We start from the raw sequence: 20,604 nt of genomic DNA, 5'->3' as shown, positions 1-20,604 counted from the left end.
CGCTACCCACAACGCGCCCCCACGAAACAGCGATCCACCCACACGGTTGATCTATCGGCCGCACAGCGGTGCAATACGCACCCCCTTTGGTACACCCCCCACTGCCGTGAGCCAGCTGTTTTCGCCGATCTCCTTCGGCCCCCTGACCCTGTCCAACCGCATCGTCGTCGCGCCGATGTGCCAGTACTCCGCCGAAGACGGCCGCGCCAGCGACTGGCACGCCATGCATCTGGGCAACCTGGCGCAGTCCGGCGCGGGCCTGCTGATCCTGGAGGCCACCGCGGTCGAAGCGCGCGGCCGCATCAGCTGGGCCGATCTGGGCCTGTGGGATGACGGCACCGAAGCGGCCCTGGCGCAGATGCTGGCCAGCGTGCGCCGCTGGTCGCCGATGCCGCTGGGCGTGCAGCTGGGCCATGCGGGCCGCAAGGCGTCGGTGAATCGTCCCTGGGACGGCGGTGGCCAGCTGCCGGCCGATGATGCCCGGGGCTGGGCGACCGTGGCCCCCTCGCCGCTGCCGTTCCATGCCGCCGATCCGGCACCGCAGGAACTGGACGAGGCCGGTATCGCCGAAGTCGTTGCCGCTTTCGCCGCCAGTGCGGTGCGCGCCGAGCGCCTGGGCTTCGAGCTGATCGAGATCCACGCCGCGCACGGTTATCTGCTGCATCAGTTCCTGTCGCCGCTGAGCAACCGCCGCACCGATGGCTACGGCGGCTCGCTGCCGAACCGCCTGCGGATGCTGGTGGAAGTGTTCGACGCGGTGCGTGCCGCAGTGTCGGACAAGGTCGCCGTAGGCGTGCGCATCTCCGCCAGCGACTGGGTCGAGGGGGGGTGGGACATCGTGCAGAGCGAGGCGCTGGCACAGGTGCTGGACGCGCGCGGCTGCAATTTCCTGCATGTGTCCAGCGGCGGCCTGCACGAGCGCCAGAAGATCAGTGTCGGCCCGGGCTACCAGGTGCCGTTCGCGGCGGCGATCAAGGCCAAGAAGGTGCGCATGCCGGTGATCGCGGTGGGCATGATCACCGAGCCGGAGCAGGCCGAATCGATCCTGCGCCACAACCAGGCCGATGCCATCGCGCTGGCCCGCGGCATCCTGTACGACCCGCGCTGGCCTTGGCATGCCGCTGCTGCACTGGGCGACAGCGTGGTGCCGGCACCGCAGTACCTGCGCTGCGAACCGCGCGACGCACGCGGCGTGTTCAGCCCGCGCTGAGCACTACACCTGCCAGGCCGGCGGCAGGCCGGCCTGCAGGTGCTCGAACAGCGCGCGGATCTTGGCGGTGAAATCGCGGCGGTCGCTCACGCAGAAGTAGACGTCCATCGGTTCCGGCTGCCAGTCGGTGCCGCAACCGAACACGCACTGCAGGCGACCATCGCGCAGGTAGGGCTCGGCCACGAACGCCGCCAGCCGGGTGATGCCGGCACCGGCGGCGGCCAGCTCGGCCAGCGCGTCGATGTCATCGCAGACCATGCTCGGCGGCAGCGCGGCATCCACCCGCTCGCCGTCCTTCAGCAGGCCCCAGCGCAGTGGCCGGCCATCGGTGGGAAAGCGATGCAGCAGGCCGCGATGGGCGGCCAGCTGCGCCGGTTGCAGCGGCGTGCCGTGCGCCTGCAGGTACGCCGGCGAGGCGCAGAACACGAACGGGATGCGTGCCAGAGGGCGTGCCACCAGCCCGTCCTCCAGCTGCGCGCCGATGCGGATGCTGGCATCCACCGCCTCGGCACCGTGCTGCACGGCGCGATCGGTCAGGCGCAGCTCCAGCTGCAGCTGCGGGTAGCGCTGCTGCAATGAGGGCAGCAGCGGTGCCAGCACGTGCCGGCCGAACGCGCTGCTGCTGGCGATGCGCAGGGGCCCGGCCGGCTCCACGTCGCCGGCGGTCACCATCGCCTGCGCGCGCGCCAGGTCGGCTTCGATATGCCGCACCTGCGCCAGATACACCGTGCCGGCCTCGCTCAGCGCCAGCTGGCGCGTGCTGCGGTTCAGCAGCCGCACGCCCAGGTGGGCTTCCAGCCGGTTGATGTTCTGGCCCACGGCGGTGGCGCTGATGCCAAGGGTGCGCGCCGCAGCGGCAATGCTGCCGGTCTCTGCGGTGCGGGTGAAGCTGCGGATGAGCTGCAACAGGTTCATGACCGACCAGCTTGCCATGCGGAAGGCCAAGTATCGCTTGGGTCTGTCCCAAGCAGTCGGTTGCATCGGTGACCATCGTTCACCGCGCAGCGGCGCTGCCCTACACTCCGGCGATGCGCCCCGATTCCATCCTCACTCTCTCCTGTCCCKACCGTACCGGCATCGTCTACCGCGTGTCGGGCCTGTTGTTCGACCACGTCTGCAACATCCTCGACGCCCAGCAGTTCGGCGACGAGGAGAGCGGTCGCTTCTTCCTGCGCGTGCACTTCGACCGCGATGCGGGCCTGCCGCTGGACACCGTGCACGCGGCGATGGCCGCACTGGCCGCGGACTTCGGCATGGACTGGCAGCTGCATGATGGCCRCCGCCGGCCGCGCCTGCTGGTGCTGGTCAGCAAGCAGGGCCATTGCCTGAACGACCTGCTGTTCCGTGCCCACAGCGRCCAGTTGAAGGTGGACATCGCTGCGGTGGCCTCCAACCATGCCGACTTCGCAGCACTGGCAGCGTCCTACCAGGTGCCGTTCCACCACCTGCCGGTGAACGCCGACACGCGCGCGGCGCAGGAACAGCAGATCATCGATCTGGTCGAGCGCGAGCGCATCGACCTGGTGGTGCTGGCGCGCTACATGCAGATTCTCTCACCCACGCTGTGCCGTGCGCTGGCGGGCAGGGCGATCAACATCCATCACAGCTTCCTGCCCAGCTTCAAGGGCGCGCAGCCGTACCACCAGGCGCACGCGCGCGGGGTCAAGATCATCGGCGCCACCGCGCACTACGTCACCGAAGACCTGGACGAAGGCCCGATCATCGAACAGGACGTGGCCCGCGTGGACCACGCGATGACCCCGCGCGAGCTGGTACGGCTGGGAAGCGATACCGAATCGCAGGTGTTGGCGCGGGCGGTACGCCGGCATGTGGAGCACCGCATCCTGCTCAACGGGCACCGCACGGTGGTGTTCAGGTAACGCGGGCAGTGCCCGGGATGGAGCCCGGCAATTGCCCACGATGCGCCCGCTGCTGCTGCTGGACTGTCCTGGGACAGGTGGAGCGCACGCCATCGATATGTTCCATCAGCCCTTTGGGAATGGATGACCACATCGGATCCAATACGAAATCGACCCCTTCACGCCGGGCGAGCTTCGCGGCGGGCACGAAGTCGGCATCGCCGGCCATCAGGATGATCTGGCGGACCTGGCGCTTGAGGGCGAGTGAGGAAATGTCGATGCCGATGCGCATGTCCACGCCTTTCTGTCGCACATCGGGCTGCAGCTCATCGGCTTGAAGATCGCCGAAGGTCCGCTTGCCCWTGAGCAGGTCGTCGAAGGTTCGCGATCCGGTCGTCCACGAACTGAAGTCGGTGAGGTGGCCAAGACGCAGGGCGACCTTCCGCTTCTGCTTCAGCGCCTCGTGCAGGCTGGATCTGAACAGTGCTTCGTCGGATCGCGAGTAGTCGATGCACAGCCCCGAAATCGGGTTGTGCATCTTCTTGCGCAGCGGCGGGCAATCGTAGAAGAAGATGCGATAGAGATCGCGTTGCTCGCCACTTGCATGCTTCAGATGGGCGATGGCCCATCGGTGAGCGACCTCGGCGGCGCGTTGAGCGTTGTAGGCGCTGTGGGGCTCGATGCGGCGAAAGCGTTTGATGAAATAGCCGCCATCAATGAGAACTGCCGTCGGCATACCGTTGCCCTCCTGGCTTCGTCCAATGAAAAAGCCCTCGGTTCGGCCGTCCCGCGATCTGTTGGGGGGCGTACTTGGAGGGCTGGATGGTCTTGATTCTGCAGGGGGCGAATCGGGCGCACAAGCGGCAGAGGCGACACGCTGCCTACAGGATCGCGATCCTCGCCTTCGCCAGGGCCTCGCGCACCATGCCGTCATTGGCCTCGGTCACCGGCCGGGTCAGCTCCCACAGGAATTTCACCCGGAAACCCGACTTCACCGCGTCCTGCGCGCTCCACAGCACGCAGTAGTCGCGGGCCAGCCCGCACACGTGCACCTCGCGGATGCCGCGTTCGTGCAGCCAGCCGGCCAGCCCTGTGGCCGGGCGCGTGCCGTCCGGGCCGTGGTTCTCGCGGAAGGCACTGTAGGAATCCACCTGCTGGCGGCTGCCCTTGCGCAGGATCAGGTCGGCCACGGTCCAGTCCACGCCGGGGTGCAGGGCGGCGCCGGTGCTGCCCTGCACGCAGTGGTCCGGCCACAGGGTCTGCGGCTGTGCATGCAGCAGGATGGCTTCAAAAGGCAGATGGCCCGGGTGCTGGCTGGCGAACGAGGCGTGGTTGGCCGGGTGCCAGTCCTGGGTGGCCACCACGGTGCGGTAGCGGCGCTCGGCCAGCAGCGCGTTGATCGGTGCCACCAGCGCATCGCCCTGTTCGCAGGCGAGGGCGCCACCGGGCATGAAGTCCGGCTGCAGGTCGATCACCAGCAGGGCGACATCAGCGGGCAGGGCGGTCATGGCAGGTCCAGCACAACGGAAGATGGGCGGCCAGCGTGGCCGCCCCTCGCGCGCACGTCAATCGCCGCTGGCGGTGTCGTTGTCCTGCCCGTAATACAGCAGGCCGATCCTGATGCGCTCGCGGCCGTTCTCGCGACGATGGCGGTTGGCATCGCGCAGCGAGTAGACGCAGCCACAGTACTCCTGCTGGTAGAACTGCTCGCGCTTGCTGATCTCGATCATGCGGCTGGCACCGCCGCCCTTGCGCCAGTTGTAGTCCCAGTACTGCAGGCCCTCGTAGCGCGAGGCGGCGCGCACACCACAGTCGTTGATCTGCGCCATGTTCTTCCAGCGCGAGATGCCCAGCGAGGAGCTGATGGTGTCGTAGCCGTGCTCGTGCGCGTACAGCGCGGTGCGCTCGAAGCGCATGTCGAAGCACATGGTGCAGCGGATGCCACGCTCGGGTTCGTTCTCCATGCCACGCGCACGGCTGAACCAGTTGTCGGTGTCGTAGTCGCAGTCGATGAAGGGGATGCCGTGCTGTTCGGCGAAGCGGATGTTCTCCTGCTTGCGCAGTTCGTATTCCTTCACCGGATGGATGTTGGGGTTGTAGAAGAAGATCGCGTAGTCGATCCCGGAGGCGGTGATCGCCTCCATCACTTCGCCCGAGCATGGCGCACAGCACGAGTGCAGCAACAGGCGCTGGCCGTTGTCGGGAAGGGTCAGGGTGGGGCGTTGGAGCTCGGTCATCGTCGGGTGCATCTGGGCGTGGRCAGCGGGTCTGGACGGAAACCGTGAACAGGACGCGCGCGGCCACATCGCCTGCACGCGCAGGACGACGACGGCCCCGGCAACCTCCCCGCGGAGATTCCAGGTCGAGTCAGGGGACTGTCGTGTCCCCCGGCCGGGGCCGGTATTCGGGCTGATGGACACGGGCCGGCTGGCCCACCTACTACCTGCCGCTTCCCAGGCGCGAGCCCAGTGCTGTTGGCAGGATTCGTTTCCATTCACCGCTGCGGGGCAGCTCCGGAATGGGCGCGTGAGGCGCCTTCACCGGATTCCCGTTTAAATCCCTGCCGCCATCGAAGCCACGGCAGGGATACCTTCGGCGTGCCCACGGTGGACGCGTTGGCGGCAATGGTCAAGGGCCGATGAAAACGCAGGGCTGTGGCGCGTTTCTCAGGCTGTGAGAGTGCCTCTTGCCATACTGGGCACCGACAGACGGGAGGTGGCTCGTGGCGGCGAAGTACTGCGATCTGGTCATGAAAGGCGGCATCACCAGCGGCATCGTGTATCCCAACGCGGTGCTCGCACTGGCCCGCGAATACCGTTTCAAGAGCATCGGCGGCACCTCGGCCGGTGCGATCGCCGCTGCCGTGGCCGCCGCTGCGGCATACGGCGACCGCCACCAGCAACGGGGCGAACAGCTGCCTGGCGACGCAGGCTATGGCGGCCTGTCGGCGGTGTCGGCGCAGCTGTCGCGGCGCGGATTCATCTACAGCCTGTTCCAGCCCGCCGCCGGCGCGCGCGCTGCGTATCGGCTGCTGGTGGTGCTGACCGGCAACGCCGGCTGGCCACGCAAGCTGCTGTGCCTGGCCATCGCGGTGTTCCAGATCGCGCCGCTGGAAGTGCTGGTGTCGCTGGCACTGCTGCTCGGCCTGGGCTGGTGGGGCGGTGGCTGGAGCGGCGTGGCGGCGACCCTGCTGCCGTCGCTGCTGTGTGCCTACGGCGCAGGCGTGGCCGCCGCTGCGCTAAGGGTGGCCCGGGTGGCGCGGCGCAACCTGCTGGGCCTATGCAGCGGGCTTAGCCGCAGTGCAGGCAAGCCGGCGCTGACTGAATGGCTGCATGAAAGCCTGCAGCAGCTGTCAGGCAAGCCGATGGATGCACCGCTGACCTTCGCCGATCTGCACGACGCGCCGCGCTATGCAGGCGAACCGGACAGCCCGCATGCGATCAGCCTGCAGATGATCACCACCTGCGTATCGCACAACGAACCGCGCACGCTGCCGTTGGGTGGGGCGCAGTTCTGGTTCCTGCGCGAGGAGTTCGAGCAGCTGTTCCCGGCCAGTGTGGTGCAGTGGATGGTCGACCGCGCCGGTCCACCGCGCGAGGTTGAAGGCCGCAACTACTACCATCTGCCGCAGGGCGCGTCGCTGCCGGTACTGGTGGCCACGCGCATGAGCCTCAGCTTCCCGCTGCTGATCAGCGCGGTGCCGCTGCATGAGCCCTCGCGTCGCGAACGTCGCTGCGAGCCGACGTCGACGGCTGCAGGAGAGGCCGGGCACAACGTGGCCGACAGCATGGAAGGGCTGACCAGCGCGGGCCAGGCCTGTGGTCCGGTGATCACCGCGTTCCGGGTGTGCTGGTTCTCCGATGGCGGCATCAGCAGCAACTTCCCGATCCACCTGTTCGATGCCGCACTGCCGCGCTGGCCGACCTTCGCCATCAACCTGGTCTATCCGCAACGCCCCGAGCCGGTGGTGCGCGAGAGCGACAACCGCGAGGCGCTGGAACGCGCGGTGTTCCTTCCCACCGAAAACCGGCATGGATGGCAGCGGCATTACCAGTCCATCGCCACGCCGCTGGCGGCCGGTGAGCTGGGCCGCTTCCTGTTCGCGGTGGTGGCCACCATGCAGAACTGGCGCGACCTGCTGCAGGCGCGTGCGCCGGGGTATCGCGACCGCATCGTGCATGTGAGCCTGCAGGGCGACGAGGGTGGCATGAACCTGGACATGCCACAGGAGGTGCTGACCCGCATCGCCGACAAGGGCAGCCTGGCCGGTGCGCGCTTCTGTTCGTTCTCGTTCGAGAACCATTACTGGATTCGTTGGCGCAACCTGGCCTCGGCTTACCAGCGCTACACGCTGGAGATATCGCGCACCGATGATCCGGCGCAGCAGGTGCTGGCCTATCGCGCGGCCTATGCGATGGTGGCCACCGGMACRCCGCCACCGCCSTCGTACAAGCTGGGTTCGGAAGACAAGCGGCTGGCGTCGCAGCAGCTGTGGGGGYTGATGGTGGAACAGGGCCGCAGCTGGGATGACCTTGGCCCGGACCTCACCGACGGCTCGCCGCGGCCGTTGCCACAGATGAAGGTGACGCCGATCTATTGATCGCGGTGTGCCGCTGCGCTCGCCGGGTATGGCGCGGCGCTACCGTTGGCTATCGCCACGCCTCGACCACCGCATCGCCGCGCAATGGCGCATACAACGGCAAGGCCAATTCCTGCTTCACCCATCCCGGGTTGAGCGCGCGCAATCCCGCCAGGTATTCGCGGGCCAATGCGGTTTCATCGTGCGATATCGCCAGCCGCGCCGCGCGTGCCCATGTCCGGTCCCAACCATGCGCCAGCGCCAGCGAGGTGGCCAGCGACGCATGTGCGCCGGCCACGTCGCCCTGTTCCCACTGCTGCTCGGCGCGGATGATCGCTTCATTTGAAAGCCGCATGTCGTACAGCTCGCGCAGGCGCGCCACGGCACGCGGATCGGCATCCACGCGCAGGTCGGTGTCCTGCCAGTCGCCGCCAGGCGTGCGCACCAGCAATGCCGCCGACCATTGCCCGCTGCGTTGTCCACCCGCCGCTTGTCCCGCTTCCAGCGCTGCCAGCAGGCGCGCGGCAAGCGCACCGTGGGTGGTCGTAAACGCGCGTTGCATCGCCGCCAGCACGTCCGGCCCGGCCAGTCCGTTGCCTTGCACGCTCACCTTGCCCTCGCCAACGGCACCTGCCCAATCGGCCCGCTGCGCGGTCGCGCCGGTGTACTGCGCGTTGCCGCCTCGCGCACTGACCAGCCCGACCTGGCGCTCGGCGATGGTGGTGCCATCGAAGTCGCCATCCTCGTCCAGCAACTGCTTGAGCACCTGCGCCGGCGTGCGACCTTCGGCCAGCAGCGCCAGCCCCTTCGAGCCGTAGGTCGGGTTGGTTTCGAACTGGCTGGCGACCGCGCCGACCTTCGCCTGCGCCCACGGCACGCCGACACCGCCGACGGCGAGATTGTGCGTGGCGACAGCCACCCCGCAGTCGCCGGCTTCGTTGCAGGCGGCAATGGAAAAGGTCGCCCATGCCGGCGCAGCGACAGCAGCGAGCAGCAAGGCCAGGCAGGGGCGCAGCATGAACATGGTCGTCTCCGGTGAAGGCGTTGAACTGGGATGCAACGGACGCGCGGAAGGTTTAGTAGATCCACGCCATGCGCGGATGAATCCCCATCGAAATCGAATATTTCGACAATTCGTCGAAGAGCCTCCACGCATGGCGTGGATCTACCGTTTCGACCAAGGTCGACACCCACCAACAGCAGGCCATGCCARGTATAGCCAGCTTTTGACGTTGACGTTGACGTTGCCTCCGCAGGTGCAGGGCGCAGCCCTGCCGGACCGCCCCCTACCGCCCCGGCAACTGGGTAAACGCGCGCTGCATGCAGTCCTCGCGCGGGCACACCCGGCAGCCCGGCCCGATCGACACCGAATTGCCTGGGCTCTGCACGTCCAGCCCCAGCGAATACACCAGCCGATCGGCATGCTGCAGGTCACACCCCAGTGCCACCGCGAAGGTCTTGCGTGGCTGGCCGTGTCCCACCGGGCCGCTGCTGACCTGCCGTGCCAGCCAGAAATGGCGGCGGCCATCGGGCATGCGCGCGGTCTGGGTGAGGATGCGTCCGGGCTGGTTGAACGCCTCATAGACGATCCACAAAGGGCAGGAACCGCCCACCTGCGAGAAGTGGAAGTCGGTGGCCGAGTGGCGCTTGGACACGTTGCCGGCGCGGTCCACGCGGATGAAGAAGAACGGCAGCCCCGGCGCACTGCGGCGTGCCAGCGTACTCAACCGATGGCAGACCGCCTCGAATCCCACACCGAACTGATGCGCCAGCAGCTCGATGYCATAACCGCTGGCCTCGGCCGCGCGCAGGAAACGCATGTATGGCATCACCAGCGCACCGGCGAAATAGTTGGACAGGCCGATGCGCGCCTGTGCGATGCGGGCCTCGTCGGTGAAGCCGGTGCGCGCGATCACCGCATCGATCTGCGGCAGGTAGCCGCGCAGCGCCAGCTCGACCGCCATCTGGAACGCCTGCTGGCCCGGCTCCAGGTAGTCGGGCAGCCACAGCGTACGGCTGCCGGCATCGTACTGGCGCTTCTCGCGCCCGGCCTGCAGCGCGGCCACTTCCACCAGCACCCCATGGCGGTCGGCCAGCAGCTGGCGCAGCCGTGGCGCCACGTGCCCCGGCGCCAGCCCCCATTCGGCGAACAGCTGCTCGGCCAGTTCGTCCAGCTCGGGGATGTGGTTGTGCATGCGGTTGAAGAACTCGCGCACCTGGTCGCCGGCCGGCAACGTGCTGCCCGCGCCCGGCTCGCCCAGTTGGAACTCCAGCGCGGCGGCATGCTCGCGCAATGCCAGGTGGCGGCGATGCAGGTCCAGCAGCGCGCGGCTGACCTGCGGCAGGTTGCCGGCCAGCGCGCGCAGTTCGGTGGCGCTGACGTCGGCCAGGCCCAGATCGCGCAGCGTCTCGCCCAGCGACTCCTGCAGCGCGGCGGGCTCATCGTCGTCGAACAGGGTGGAAACATCGCCCAACACCTCGCCCAGCTTCTTCTGCACCGCAGGCGTCAGCGGGCGCTTGTTGCGCTCGATCTGGTTCAGGTAGCTGGCCGACAGCCCCAGGGCGCGGGCAAGCTCGGCCTGGCTGTAGCCGCGCTGCTCGCGCAGGCGCAGCAGACGCAGGCCGAGCTGGCGCTGGGGGGCTGAATGATTCACAGGATTAACAGGAATCGTGGCGGGCATTGGCCAGATTAAGCGGATTCAGGCCGGAAATCGAGGCGTGGCCTGTGAATAATGCCAAGAATCTTTCGCACCCCGTGGATTGTCGTCATGACTGTTGCAGCGCCCCGTATCCGCATGCTGATCGATGGCCAGTTCGTTGAATCGGCCACCTCCCACTGGCAGGACGTGATCAACCCGGCCACCCAGGACGTGCTGGCCCAGGTGCCGTTCGCCACCACGGGTGAAGTCGATGCCGCCGTGGCTGCCGCCAAGGAAGCCTTCAAGACCTGGCGCAAGACCCCGATCGGTACCCGCGCGCGCATCTTCCTGAAGTACCAGCAGCTGATCCGCGAAAACATGAGCGAGCTGGCGCACATCCTCACCGCCGAACAGGGCAAGACCCTGCCGGACGCCGAAGGCGATGTGTTCCGCGGCCTGGAAGTGGTCGAGCACGCGGCCGCCATCGGCAACCTGCAGCTGGGCGAACTGGCCAACAACGTGGCCAACGGCGTGGACACCTACTCGATCATGCAGCCGCTGGGCGTGTGCGCAGGCATCACCCCGTTCAACTTCCCGGCGATGATTCCGCTGTGGATGTTCCCGATGGCCATTGCCACCGGCAACACCTTCATCCTCAAGCCGTCCGAGCAGGACCCGATGGTCACCATGCGCCTGGTCGAACTGGCGCTGGAAGCGGGCATTCCCAAGGGCGTGCTGAACGTGGTCCACGGTGGCGAAGAAGTGGTCAACGCCATCTGCGACCACCCGGACATCAAGGCGGTGTCGTTCGTCGGTTCCACCCGCGTCGGTACCCACGTGTACAACCGCGCCTCGCTGGCCGGCAAGCGCGTGCAGTGCATGATGGGCGCCAAGAACCACGCCGTGGTGCTGCCGGACGCCAACAAGGAGCAGACCCTCAATGCGATGGTCGGCGCGGCCTTCGGTGCGGCGGGACAGCGCTGCATGGCCGCCTCCACCCTGGTGCTGGTCGGTGAAGCACGCGGTTGGGTGCAGGACCTGGTCGAAAAGGCCAAGACCCTGAAGGTCAGCGGTGGCACGGTCGCCGGCACCGACGTGGGCCCGGTCATTTCCTGCAGCGCCCGTGATCGCGTTGAGGGCCTGATCGCGTCGGGCGTGGAGCAGGGCGCCAAGCTGGTGCTCGATGGCCGCAAGCCGCAGGTCGATGGTTTCGAGAAGGGCAATTTCGTTGGCCCGACCATCTTTGCCGGTGTCACCACCGACATGCGCATCTACCAGGAAGAAATCTTCGGGCCGGTGCTGGTCATCCTCGAAGCGGAAACGCTGGATGAGGCCATCGCCATGGTCAACAGCAACCCGAACGGCAACGGCACCGCGCTGTTCACCCAGTCCGGCGCCGCAGCACGCCGGTTCCAGGAAGACATCGACGTCGGCCAGGTCGGCATCAACGTGCCGATCCCGGTGCCGGTGCCGCTGTTCTCGTTCACCGGTTCGCGCGCTTCCAAGCTGGGCGACCTGGGTCCGTACGGCAAGCAGGTGGTGCTGTTCTACACGCAGACCAAGACCGTCACCGCGCGCTGGTTCGACGACGAGACGCTGAGCCACGGCGTCAACACCACGATCAGCCTGAAGTAACCGCAGGGAGCAGCCATGAGCCACTCGATGACGACGGAACAGGAAGAAGCGCAGCAGGCGTACCGCGAAGCGGCGCGTGACTTCGCACAGGCCGAACTGGCGCCGCACGCCGCGCGATGGGATGCGGAGGGCATCTTTCCGCGCGAGGCGATCGCCAAGGCCGGTGAACTGGGCTTCTGCGGTCTGTACATGGACCCGGAAGTGGGCGGCAGCGGCCTGAGCCGACTGGACGCCGCCGTCGTCATCGAGGAGCTCGCCAACGTCGACCCGTCGACCGCGGCCTATATCAGCATCCACAACATGGCCTCGTGGATGGTGTCCAAGTGGGGCCAGCCGGCGCTGCGCGACGCGTGGGGCAATGACCTGTCTTCTGGCAGCAAACTGGCCTCGTACTGCTTGACCGAGCCGGGCGCCGGTTCGGACGCGGCCTCGCTGAAGACCACCGCCGTGCGCGATGGCGATTTCTACGTGTTGAATGGCTCCAAGGCCTTCATCTCCGGCGCCGGTGCCACCGAGCTGCTGGTGGTGATGGCACGTACCGGCGGTGCCGGTGCAGGCGGGGTCAGCGCGATCGCGGTGCCGGCCGACCTGCCGGGCATCAGCTATGGCCGCAAGGAAGAGAAGATGGGCTGGAACAGCCAGCCCACCCGCGGCATCACCTTCGAAAACGTCCGCGTACCGGTCAGCCACCTTCTGGGAGAGGAAGGCGGCGGCTTCAAGCTGGCGATGAAGGGGCTCGATGGTGGCCGCATCAATATCGCCGCGTGCTCGCTGGGTGCTGCGCAGGGCGCGCTGGATGCCGCACGCCGCTACATGGGCGAGCGCCGCCAGTTCGGCAAGGCGTTGTCCGAATTCCAGGCGCTGCAGTTCAAGCTGGCCGACATGGCCATCGAGCTGGTTGCCGCGCGGCAGATGGTGCATACCGCTGCGCGCAAGCTCGATGCCGGTGCCAGCGATGCCAACGTGTGGTGCGCGATGGCCAAGCGTTTCGCCACCGATGCCGGCTTCACCATCTGCAACGAAGCCCTGCAGATCCACGGGGGCTACGGCTACATCCGCGAATATCCGATCGAACGCCTGCTGCGCGACAGCCGCGTGCACCAGATCCTGGAAGGCACCAACGAGATCATGCGGGTGATCGTTGCCCGTCACCTGCTCAACACCGAAGAGGAACTGCGATGAAGGATTGGCGTACCCAGGAGCACGTGGGCCTGAAGGTCGAGGCCGATGGCCACACCGCCGTGGTCACCCTGAACAACCCGCCGGCGCATACCTGGACCGTGCACAGCCTGTCGGCGCTGCGCGACCTGGTGGGCGCACTCAATGCAGACCGCGACATCTACGCGCTGGTGATCACCGGTGATGGCGAGAAGTTCTTTTCCGCGGGGGCCGACCTCAACCAGTTCGCTTCCGGCGACAAGGCTGCCGCACGCGAAGCGGCACGCCGTTTCGGCGAAGCCTTCGAGGCGCTGTCCGGGTTCCGTGGGGTGTCGATCGCTGCGATCAACGGCTACGCCATGGGCGGCGGCCTGGAGTGCGCGCTGGCCTGCGACCTGCGCATCATCGAAGACCATGCCCAGGTTGCGCTGCCGGAGGCCACCGTCGGCCTGCTGCCGTGCGCCGGTGGCACCCAGAACCTGCCGCGCCTTGTCGGCGAGGGTTGGGCCAAGCGCATGATCCTGCTCGGCGAGCGCATCAACGCGGAAACCGCCGTGCGGATTGGTCTTGCCGAAGAAAAGGTCGGCAAGGGCGAAGCCAAGGCGCTGGCACTGGAATGGGCGAAGAAGGCCGGCAAGCAGAGCCCGACCAGCATTGCCGCCTGCAAGACGTTGGTGCAGTCCACCCGCACCGGCACCCATGCGTCGGCGCTGGTGGCCGAGCGCGAGGCCTTCGTCGATCTGTTCGACACCGCTGACCAGGTCGAGGGCGTGAGTGCCTTCCTTGAAAAGCGCGCCGCGCAGTGGAAGAACGCATGACCACCGACACCGTTGCCGAGCAAGCACCGGTGCTGTTCGAAGAGCGCGTGGCCGGCAACGGCACGCGCATCGGCATCGCCACGCTGAACGCACCGCGCACGCTCAATGGTTTCTCGCTGCCGATGGCGCACCTGTTGTTGCAGCAGTTGAATGCCTGGGCCGACAACGATGCCATCGCCATGGTGGTGCTGCAGGGCGCCGGTGAGAAGGCGTTCTGCGCCGGCGGTGACCTGCACAGCCTGTACCAGAGCATGCGTGCCTACCGCGACGCCGGCCAGAACGATATCCGCGGGAACGACTACGCCGCCGAGTTCTTCGACGTCGAGTACCGCGTCGACTACCTGATCCATACCTACGCCAAGCCGATCCTGTGCTGGGGTCACGGCATCGTGATGGGCGGGGGCATCGGCCTGATGTCCGGCGCCAGCCATCGCGTTGTCAGCGAGCGTTCCAAGCTGGCCTTCCCGGAAATCACCGTGGGCCTGTTCCCTGACGTGGGTGGCAGCTGGCTGCTGCCGCGCGTGCCGGGCAACGGTGGCCTGTTCCTTGCCCTGACCGGTGCGCTGCTCAACCCGGGCGATGCGATCTATGCCGGCCTGGCCGACGTGCATGTGGCCGAGGAACGCCGCAGTGCGGTGTTCGACGCGCTGCTGCAGGTCGCGTGGTCGACCGATGCCGCACGCAACCACGAGCGCCTGTCACAGCTGCTGCTGTCGTTTGCCAGCGATGCGGCTACCGGCCCGCTGCTGGCCAACGCTACGCAGGTCGATGCGCTGTGCGCAGGCGATGACCTGGCCGCCGTCGTCGAACGCATCAGCACCCTGCAGACCGATGACGCGTGGCTGCAGGCCGCACAGAAGACCCTTGCCGCCGGTGCGCCGGGTTCGGCACGGTTGGCCTTCGAACTGCAGCGCCGCAGCGCCGGCCAGGATCTGGCCAGCGTGTACCGGCTGGAATACATCACCGCCCTGCATTGCGCCGCGCATGGTGATTTTGCTGAAGGCATCCGCGCGCTGCTGATCGACAAGGACCGCAATCCCTCGTGGAACCCGGCCACGCTGGCCGATGCCGACCGCGCATGGGCCGATACGTTCTTCGCTTCTCCCTGGGCCGATGCCGCGCATCCGCTGGCCGACCTGGGCACCCCTGTCGCTGAAAGGAGCCTTGCATGAGCCGCGTTGCATTCATTGGGTTGGGCAACATGGGTGGCCCGATGGCCGCCAATCTGGTCAAGAACGGCCACACCGTACGTGTGTTCGATCTGGTGCCTGCCGCGGTGCAGGCGGCGGTCGACGCGGGTGCCAGCGCAGCGGCATCGGCACGCGAGACCCTGGCCGAGGCCGAGGTGGTGATCTCGATGCTGCCGGCCAGCCGCCATGTTGAAGGCGTGTACCTGGGTGATGACGGCATCCTTGCCGCGATTCCCGCCGGTGCGCTGGTCATCGACTGCAGCACGATTGCCCCGGCCAGCGCGCGCAAGGTATCCGAAGCGGCCGCCGCACGTGGCCTGCAGATGATCGACGCGCCGGTGTCCGGTGGCACTGCCGGCGCACAGGCCGGCACGCTGACCTTCATCGTCGGTGGCGAAGAGGACGCGCTTGAACGCGCCCGCCCGGTGCTGCAGGCGATGGGCAGGAACATCTTCCATGTGGGCGCCAGTGGCGCCGGCCAGGTCGCCAAGCTGTGCAACAACATGGCGCTGGGCGTGATCATGGCCGTCACCGGCGAAGCCATCGCCCTGGGCGTGGCACACGGGCTGGACCCGAAGGTGCTGTCGCAGATGATGGCGGTCAGCACCGGCCGCAGCTGGGCGACCGAAGTGTGCAACCCGTGGCCGGGTGTGCTGGAAAACGCGCCGGCGTCGCGCGGTTACAGCGGCGGCTTCGGCAGCGATCTGATGCTGAAGGACATGGGCCTGGCGGTGGAGGCGGCGATGAGCGTCGGCGCCTCGATCCCGCTGGGCGAAGTGGCCCGCAACCTGTACTCGATGAACCACCAGGCCGGCCGCGGCAAGCTGGATTTCTCCAGCGTCGTGCAGCTCATTACGAGCGAGAAGTGACCTGGTAGTGCCGGCCGCTGGCCGGCAACCTCATGCCCCCTTGCGGGACAACGAAGCTGGGATGGGCGGATGCCCGGTTTCGACCGGTATCCGCCCATTTTTTTGCCCAGCCGCTTGGTACTGCCGGCCGCTGGCCGGCATCACCGCATCAGGCAACGATCAGCGCCACGTCGATGTTGCCGCGGGTCGCGTTGGAGTACGGGCAGACGATGTGTGCCTTCTGCACCAGCTCTTCCACCTGCTCGCGCGGCACGCCCGGCACATTGATGGTCAGCTCGGCTTCGATGCCGAAACCGGTCGGGATCTGGCCGATGCCGACCTTGCCGGTCACGGTGGTGTCGGCCGGCAGCGCGACCTTGGCCTGGCTGGCGACGAACTTCAGTGCGCCCAGGAAGCAGGCCGAATAGCCGGCAGCAAACAGCTGTTCCGGGTTGGTGCCCGGGCCGCCAGCGCCGCCCAGCTCGCGCGGGGTCGACAGCTGGATGTCCAGCACGTTGTCGGACGAGACGGAACGGCCTTCACGGCCGCCGGTGGAGGTGGCCTGGGCGGTGTACAGAACCTTTTCGATGGACATCGGGATGCTCCTGGTCAGTGGGTGGGTAGTGCGTTGGAGCTTACTTTGCCCGGATTCTGCACACCTTTGGTTGCAATAAATCCGAAAAATTTGATTGAACGTCCTGCCGGCCTAGATCGTCCATTCCCGGTCGGTGGTGAACATGATGGTCAGCCAGCGGTCCGGCGACGATTCGCCCAGCGCATCGCCGATCTCGTCACGCAGGTGATCCCACTCCAGCAGGGGCCGCGGCGGATCGTCCTCACGCACCACGAAGAACAGCTCGATCTGCTCGCCACGGCCCACCTGCGCCACGTAACTGCGGTGCTCGACGAAACCGTGCTTTGCAACAATCGCCCGCGCCACCGCATCCACATGCGCCTGCAGTTCGGGCGGGGTAACCAGCAGGATGCCGGCCAGCGCGCGCCGCACCGTGCCCAATGGCGCGATCATCACCAGCACGCAGACGAAGGCGAGGATGGCCGGATCGATGTACGGCCCGACCCACGCCAGCGACGTGCCACGCACCAGCACGCCACCGAGGAAGGCCAGCAGATAGCAGGCCGACATGCTCGCGGCGATCACCCAGTTCTTCGCATCCAGTGCGATGAACTCCGAACCGATGCGCTGGTTCGCACGCAGCACGAACCAGGCCAGCGCGCTTTCAGCCACGATCGACAGTGCCGCGAAGATGATTGCGGGGCCAAGCGCGATCTGTCGCCCACCCGACATCAGCGCATCGACCGCATTGACCAGTGCGTACAACGCCGCACCGATCATCAGCGTGCCACTGACTCCCAGCACGATCGGTTCCAGATGCCAGAAGCCCATGGTGAAGCGCTGGTTCAAACGCGACTGCACTGCGTCGGTCTGGGTGGACAGCGCGATCAGCCGCGCGACCAGCAGCGACAGCCACGTCATCACCACGTCGATCAGGCCGTAGATGCCATCGAAGATGATCAGCGACGAATTGGCCAGCAGGCCGAATACCACTGCGGCGGCGGCCAGCAGCAGCGAGGCGGCGATGGACAGCCGCAGCACACCCTGCTCGGAGCGTGGATCGAGGAAACGTTCGGAACGGGAAGACATGCAGAAATCCGGCTGGGAAAGCGCCGCGGAAGCGGTGCCGCACCATTCTATCCAGACCACCGCTCGCCTCTGTGACTGCACCGGCGCAGGGCCCGGAAAAGTCACCAGACTGGTGACGGTTTACGGATTGACGGGTGCACACCTCAGGCGTATCTTTTCAACCACGATGACATACAAGCCTCTGGCGACCGCCGGGGGCTTTTTGCGTTTATGCCGCCCGTCGGCACCTTGTCATCGTATTTGCGGCCCTGCCAGTCCTGGTGGGCCGTTTCTGTTTCCGCCCCGACCCTGCCCTTTTCGCACCGTCCTTGATGACAGCGTGCGGCGTAGCCGCGTGCGCAGGGTCGGGGCATCCAACATCCATCAACGAAGGAGGATTCGATGCCCCTGCTGACACTTGAGCAGTGCCGCATGCACTGCCGTATCGACGGCGACTACGACGACGCCATTCTGGACGACCTGCTGGCCGCGGCGACCGACGCGGCGTCGGCCTACCTGCGGCGGGCGCTGTTTGCCGACCAGGCGGCACTGGATCTGGCGCTGGACCAGTTGCCGCAGGACATGGCGGCGGCGGTGACCGGGCATGAAGCCGCGGTCGCCGCCGCCAATGCCGAGACCAACGCGGCCAAGGCCAAGGCCATGCGTGACGTCGCTGATCGTCGCCTGGCCGTGGCCACTGAACGCAGCGCGCAGCTGCTGCAGGGCCTGCCGGCCAACGACAGCATCCGCGCTGCGGTGCGCCTGCTATTGGGCCATCTGTATGCGCATCGGGAAGCGGTGGTGGTTTCCACGCACGCCTTGGATGTACCGGTCGGTGCTGCCGCCATCGCGATGGAGCTGCCGTTTGGCGTCGCCGCACTGCTCGATCCCTACCGACTGGCAGCGACCCCATGAACGCCGGTCACTTCAACCGTCGCATCCGCATCGAGCGCCAGGATGGGCGCGTCGATGCCTGGGGCCAACCTCTGGATGCGTGGGTGAGCGTTGCCGATCTGTGGGCGGCAATTCCTCTTGAACGTGCTGACACGGTGCAGCGGGTGAAGCTGGACAGCGGGCTGTCCGCAGCGATCCGCCGCCAGCGCTTCCAGGTGCGCCTGGCGCCGGCGCAGCGAGCCGGCATTGGCATCGGAATGCGCATCGTGCACGACGGCCACACGTTCGATATTACCGGTGTGGTGCCCGACCTTGGCACGCGACACACCGCCGTGCTGTTCACCGAACAGCTGGCTGCAACCGCCTGAGCGAGGACACTGCGATGAGTTACGAACCGAAGTTGCAGCAACTGCTTGGCGGATTGCTGCAGGGGCGCCTGTACCCGGATGTTCCACCGGACCGAGTCACCTATCCCTGCGCGGTCTACCAGCAGGTGGGTGGGCAGGCGCTGTGGTTCAACGAAGGGTCCATCCCCGACCAGAAGCACGCTCGCGTGCAGCTGACCGTCTGGGCAGACACTCGTGCCCAGGCCAACACCCTGATCCGTGACATCGAAGATCAGGTCTGCGCGGGTCTGCCGAAGTCTGAATCCTTTGGCGCCGCCATTGCCGTGCATGAACCGGCACTCAGGAAGTACGGCGCACGGCTCGATTTCGGGCTGTGGTACGCCAACCCGTAGTTCCACTGCTCCACGTACCACCTGAAGCCCGGCACACGCCGGGCTTCGTCTTTTTCAATCCACATGAGGAAATGCAACATGGCACTCAAGCTTCCCAAGGGCACCCAGTTCGGCTTCGCACCGGTCGTCTCCACCGCCATCGCCACCAGCGCGATCTCCAAGGCTGCGCCGGCACTGGCCAGCGTCGCCGCCAACAGCGTCGACACCGGCGATGTGGTGGTCATCGAGCTGCCGGGTTGGCCGGCCCTGAACAACCGCGCCACCCGCGCCGGTGCCGAAGCCACCGGCAGCGTTGAACTGCTGGGCATCGATACCACCGACAACGTGCTGTTCCCCGCCACCAGCGGTGCCGGCGTGCTGCGCAAGGCCGGTGCCTTCGTCGACCTGGACCAGCAGGGCGACCCGACCACCGCAGGTGGCGAGCAGCAGTACTGGAGCGGCACCCTGCTGGAGGACCCGACCGGTCGCCAGGTGCAGATGCCGACCTTCAAGAACGCCAAGACCATCACCCTGCCGCTGTTCTACGATCCGAAGAAGCCGTGGTACTCGGCCCTGAAGAACGTCGACGCCAAGGGCGAACCGGTGATCCTGCGCGCCAAGCTGGTCGGTGGCGACGTGCTGTACTGGTACGGTTACCTGAGCTACAACGGCGACCCGACGATGGCCGCCAACACCCCGATGGGCACCACCGCGACGTTCACCGCGCTGGCCGACTCCATCCTGGTCGAGGGCGCCTGATGTTCCAGGTAAAGGCGCCAGAGAGCTTCAAGAGCACCCTGACCATCGTCGGTCACGGTCGCGAGCAGAAGCTCAACCTGACCTACCGGCACCTGCCGGTGGCCGACTATGCGCAGCTGCTGGAGCGCCTGGGCGATGACACGTTGAGCGTGGCCCAGGCGATCCTGGACATCGTGGTGGATTGGGATGCCGACGTGCCGCTGGACACTGCCGGCGTCGAGCTGGCCCTGCAGCAGCAGGCCGGCCTGGATGGCGCCATCATCGGTGGCTACACCCAGGCCCTGCAGGTCGCACGCAAGGGAAACTGATCGAGGCGGTGGGGGCCCTGTACTGGCGGGCCCCCACCGAGTCCGAGCTGATGCAGCTTGGATTGAAGGCCAAGCATTTTCCGCCGCCACGGGTTGAGCTGTGGCCGGAGTGCGTGCTTCCCATCGAACTCTTTTCGCGGGTTGCCACCCAGTGGCGCGTCGGCGCAGGTGGCCCGATCGGGCTGGATTACAACGTGGTCTACCGGGAGCTGGAGCGCGAAGCGCTCGATGGCGACCAGTACGACGAGGTGATGGCGGCCATCCGCGTCATCGAACGCGCTGCCCTGGAGCAGATGCAGCAGGAATGAGCCGGCCATCGCGGCAACGCCGATGCCCGGTCCCGACTC

Annotated in this window: 22 protein-coding genes and 1 riboswitch; of the genes, 14 read left to right on the top strand and 8 right to left on the bottom strand. The window is 67.0% G+C overall.

Annotated elements, in window-relative coordinates:
• Positions 1–106 precede the first annotated feature (106 nt).
• On the top strand, positions 107–1,210 hold the full coding sequence (locus tag AC1DJN_RS00590; RefSeq protein ID WP_442251482.1) for an NADH:flavin oxidoreductase/NADH oxidase: 1,104 nt from the start codon (positions 107–109) through the stop codon (positions 1,208–1,210).
• A gap of 3 nt (positions 1,211–1,213) precedes the next feature.
• Here AC1DJN_RS00590 and AC1DJN_RS00585 read toward each other — a convergent pair whose 3' ends face one another.
• Entirely contained in the window at positions 1,214–2,125 is a 912-nt protein-coding gene (locus tag AC1DJN_RS00585; RefSeq protein ID WP_025875767.1) for a LysR family transcriptional regulator, read from the bottom strand.
• A 113-nt stretch (positions 2,126–2,238) separates the two neighbouring features.
• Here AC1DJN_RS00585 and purU point away from each other — a divergent pair, with 113 nt between their 5' ends.
• Entirely contained in the window at positions 2,239–3,090 is an 852-nt protein-coding gene (purU, locus tag AC1DJN_RS00580) for a formyltetrahydrofolate deformylase (protein WP_478038556.1), read from the top strand.
• Here purU and AC1DJN_RS00575 read toward each other — a convergent pair.
• The 3 genes from AC1DJN_RS00575 to AC1DJN_RS00565 all read right to left on the bottom strand — a co-directional run bounded on the left by AC1DJN_RS00575 (position 3,083) and on the right by AC1DJN_RS00565 (position 5,306).
• Positions 3,083–3,805, bottom strand: a complete 723-nt coding sequence (locus AC1DJN_RS00575) for an NYN domain-containing protein (protein WP_478038553.1) — start codon at positions 3,803–3,805, stop codon at positions 3,083–3,085. The genes purU and AC1DJN_RS00575 overlap by 8 nt on opposite strands.
• 145 nt (positions 3,806–3,950) lie before the next feature.
• The gene (gene pncA / locus AC1DJN_RS00570) at positions 3,951–4,577 is read right to left on the bottom strand and encodes a bifunctional nicotinamidase/pyrazinamidase (RefSeq protein WP_032978166.1); all 627 of its coding nucleotides are present in this window, start codon (positions 4,575–4,577) and stop codon (positions 3,951–3,953) included.
• A gap of 57 nt (positions 4,578–4,634) precedes the next feature.
• The gene (locus AC1DJN_RS00565; protein WP_025875757.1) at positions 4,635–5,306 is read right to left on the bottom strand and encodes an epoxyqueuosine reductase QueH; all 672 of its coding nucleotides are present in this window, start codon (positions 5,304–5,306) and stop codon (positions 4,635–4,637) included.
• A gap of 141 nt (positions 5,307–5,447) precedes the next feature.
• Positions 5,448–5,664: riboswitch (cobalamin riboswitch) on the bottom strand.
• Between the two features lie 127 nt (positions 5,665–5,791).
• Between AC1DJN_RS00565 and AC1DJN_RS00560 the strand changes: the two genes are divergently transcribed.
• Entirely contained in the window at positions 5,792–7,669 is a 1,878-nt protein-coding gene (locus tag AC1DJN_RS00560; protein ID WP_478017903.1) for a patatin-like phospholipase family protein, read from the top strand.
• 49 nt (positions 7,670–7,718) lie between these two features.
• On the opposite strand, the gene AC1DJN_RS00555 is transcribed toward AC1DJN_RS00560, so the two are convergent.
• Together AC1DJN_RS00555 and AC1DJN_RS00550 are read right to left on the bottom strand one after the other, a co-directional pair.
• The gene (locus tag AC1DJN_RS00555; protein WP_442251479.1) at positions 7,719–8,672 is read right to left on the bottom strand and encodes a DUF1028 domain-containing protein; all 954 of its coding nucleotides are present in this window, start codon (positions 8,670–8,672) and stop codon (positions 7,719–7,721) included.
• 262 nt (positions 8,673–8,934) lie between these two features.
• Positions 8,935–10,329 (bottom strand): helix-turn-helix domain-containing protein, encoded by a 1,395-nt coding sequence (locus tag AC1DJN_RS00550; protein ID WP_478038551.1) that lies wholly within the window; start codon positions 10,327–10,329, stop codon positions 8,935–8,937.
• An 87-nt stretch (positions 10,330–10,416) separates the two neighbouring features.
• Here AC1DJN_RS00550 and AC1DJN_RS00545 point away from each other — a divergent pair, with 87 nt between their 5' ends.
• The 5 genes from AC1DJN_RS00545 to mmsB are packed head-to-tail and all read left to right on the top strand — an operon-like array spanning position 10,417 to position 15,957.
• Positions 10,417–11,922: a CoA-acylating methylmalonate-semialdehyde dehydrogenase gene (locus AC1DJN_RS00545; RefSeq protein WP_025875748.1), complete on the top strand. Its 1,506-nt coding sequence runs from the start codon at positions 10,417–10,419 to the stop codon at positions 11,920–11,922.
• A 15-nt stretch (positions 11,923–11,937) separates the two neighbouring features.
• A complete protein-coding gene (locus AC1DJN_RS00540; protein ID WP_025875746.1) occupies positions 11,938–13,104 on the top strand; it encodes an acyl-CoA dehydrogenase family protein in 1,167 nt (388 codons plus the stop codon).
• On the top strand, positions 13,101–13,898 hold the full coding sequence (locus AC1DJN_RS00535; RefSeq protein WP_032978174.1) for an enoyl-CoA hydratase: 798 nt from the start codon (positions 13,101–13,103) through the stop codon (positions 13,896–13,898). Before AC1DJN_RS00540 ends, AC1DJN_RS00535 begins: the two co-directional genes overlap by 4 nt.
• Positions 13,895–15,070 (top strand): enoyl-CoA hydratase/isomerase family protein, encoded by a 1,176-nt coding sequence (locus AC1DJN_RS00530; protein ID WP_442251477.1) that lies wholly within the window; start codon positions 13,895–13,897, stop codon positions 15,068–15,070. The genes AC1DJN_RS00535 and AC1DJN_RS00530 overlap by 4 nt, the downstream gene beginning before the upstream one ends.
• The gene (gene mmsB / locus AC1DJN_RS00525; protein WP_099844659.1) at positions 15,067–15,957 is read left to right on the top strand and encodes a 3-hydroxyisobutyrate dehydrogenase; all 891 of its coding nucleotides are present in this window, start codon (positions 15,067–15,069) and stop codon (positions 15,955–15,957) included. Before AC1DJN_RS00530 ends, mmsB begins: the two co-directional genes overlap by 4 nt.
• A gap of 148 nt (positions 15,958–16,105) precedes the next feature.
• Here mmsB and AC1DJN_RS00520 read toward each other — a convergent pair whose 3' ends face one another.
• Positions 16,106–16,531, bottom strand: a complete 426-nt coding sequence (locus tag AC1DJN_RS00520; RefSeq protein WP_442251476.1) for an organic hydroperoxide resistance protein — start codon at positions 16,529–16,531, stop codon at positions 16,106–16,108.
• Positions 16,532–16,642: 111 nt separating this feature from the next.
• Positions 16,643–17,599, bottom strand: coding sequence for a cation diffusion facilitator family transporter (locus AC1DJN_RS00515; RefSeq protein WP_059064021.1), 957 nt, complete (start codon positions 17,597–17,599; stop codon positions 16,643–16,645).
• A 381-nt stretch (positions 17,600–17,980) separates the two neighbouring features.
• On the opposite strand from AC1DJN_RS00515, the gene AC1DJN_RS00510 reads away from it, so the two are divergent.
• The 6 genes from AC1DJN_RS00510 (at position 17,981) to AC1DJN_RS00485 (ending at position 20,565) form a co-directional block, all read left to right on the top strand.
• The gene (locus AC1DJN_RS00510; protein ID WP_032978182.1) at positions 17,981–18,493 is read left to right on the top strand and encodes a head-tail connector protein; all 513 of its coding nucleotides are present in this window, start codon (positions 17,981–17,983) and stop codon (positions 18,491–18,493) included.
• Entirely contained in the window at positions 18,490–18,840 is a 351-nt protein-coding gene (locus tag AC1DJN_RS00505; RefSeq protein ID WP_080150362.1) for a head-tail adaptor protein, read from the top strand. Before AC1DJN_RS00510 ends, AC1DJN_RS00505 begins: the two co-directional genes overlap by 4 nt.
• 14 nt (positions 18,841–18,854) lie before the next feature.
• Positions 18,855–19,211 carry a tail completion protein gp17 gene (gene gp17 / locus AC1DJN_RS00500; RefSeq protein WP_025875730.1) on the top strand — a complete coding sequence of 119 codons (357 nt, stop codon included), beginning with the start codon at positions 18,855–18,857 and terminating at the stop codon, positions 19,209–19,211.
• A 78-nt stretch (positions 19,212–19,289) separates the two neighbouring features.
• Entirely contained in the window at positions 19,290–19,949 is a 660-nt protein-coding gene (locus AC1DJN_RS00495; protein ID WP_025875728.1) for a phage tail protein, read from the top strand.
• Positions 19,949–20,257: a phage tail assembly chaperone gene (locus AC1DJN_RS00490; protein WP_442251475.1), complete on the top strand. Its 309-nt coding sequence runs from the start codon at positions 19,949–19,951 to the stop codon at positions 20,255–20,257. The genes AC1DJN_RS00495 and AC1DJN_RS00490 overlap by 1 nt, the downstream gene beginning before the upstream one ends.
• Before the next feature lie 50 nt (positions 20,258–20,307).
• Positions 20,308–20,565, top strand: a complete 258-nt coding sequence (locus AC1DJN_RS00485) for a DUF1799 domain-containing protein (protein WP_032978329.1) — start codon at positions 20,308–20,310, stop codon at positions 20,563–20,565.
• The last annotated feature ends 39 nt before the right edge of the window (positions 20,566–20,604 follow it).

Source organism: Stenotrophomonas sp. 05L414_2 (genome assembly GCF_056397905.1).
This window is presented reverse-complemented; position numbering and strand designations above follow the sequence as displayed.

Coding starts and splice junctions, on each gene's coding strand:
- mmsB (WP_099844659.1), top strand. CDS start 15,067: ATGAGCCGCGTTGCATTCATTGGGTTGGGCAACATGGGTGGCCCGATG.
- pncA (WP_032978166.1), bottom strand. CDS start 4,577: ATGACCGCCCTGCCCGCTGATGTCGCCCTGCTGGTGATCGACCTGCAG.
- AC1DJN_RS00520 (WP_442251476.1), bottom strand. CDS start 16,531: ATGTCCATCGAAAAGGTTCTGTACACCGCCCAGGCCACCTCCACCGGC.
- AC1DJN_RS00490 (WP_442251475.1), top strand. CDS start 19,949: ATGTTCCAGGTAAAGGCGCCAGAGAGCTTCAAGAGCACCCTGACCATC.
- AC1DJN_RS00485 (WP_032978329.1), top strand. CDS start 20,308: ATGCAGCTTGGATTGAAGGCCAAGCATTTTCCGCCGCCACGGGTTGAG.
- AC1DJN_RS00530 (WP_442251477.1), top strand. CDS start 13,895: ATGACCACCGACACCGTTGCCGAGCAAGCACCGGTGCTGTTCGAAGAG.
- AC1DJN_RS00510 (WP_032978182.1), top strand. CDS start 17,981: ATGCCCCTGCTGACACTTGAGCAGTGCCGCATGCACTGCCGTATCGAC.
- AC1DJN_RS00540 (WP_025875746.1), top strand. CDS start 11,938: ATGAGCCACTCGATGACGACGGAACAGGAAGAAGCGCAGCAGGCGTAC.
- AC1DJN_RS00545 (WP_025875748.1), top strand. CDS start 10,417: ATGACTGTTGCAGCGCCCCGTATCCGCATGCTGATCGATGGCCAGTTC.
- AC1DJN_RS00495 (WP_025875728.1), top strand. CDS start 19,290: ATGGCACTCAAGCTTCCCAAGGGCACCCAGTTCGGCTTCGCACCGGTC.
- AC1DJN_RS00565 (WP_025875757.1), bottom strand. CDS start 5,306: ATGACCGAGCTCCAACGCCCCACCCTGACCCTTCCCGACAACGGCCAG.
- AC1DJN_RS00585 (WP_025875767.1), bottom strand. CDS start 2,125: ATGAACCTGTTGCAGCTCATCCGCAGCTTCACCCGCACCGCAGAGACC.
- AC1DJN_RS00555 (WP_442251479.1), bottom strand. CDS start 8,672: ATGTTCATGCTGCGCCCCTGCCTGGCCTTGCTGCTCGCTGCTGTCGCT.
- AC1DJN_RS00505 (WP_080150362.1), top strand. CDS start 18,490: ATGAACGCCGGTCACTTCAACCGTCGCATCCGCATCGAGCGCCAGGAT.
- AC1DJN_RS00515 (WP_059064021.1), bottom strand. CDS start 17,599: ATGTCTTCCCGTTCCGAACGTTTCCTCGATCCACGCTCCGAGCAGGGT.
- gp17 (WP_025875730.1), top strand. CDS start 18,855: ATGAGTTACGAACCGAAGTTGCAGCAACTGCTTGGCGGATTGCTGCAG.
- AC1DJN_RS00535 (WP_032978174.1), top strand. CDS start 13,101: ATGAAGGATTGGCGTACCCAGGAGCACGTGGGCCTGAAGGTCGAGGCC.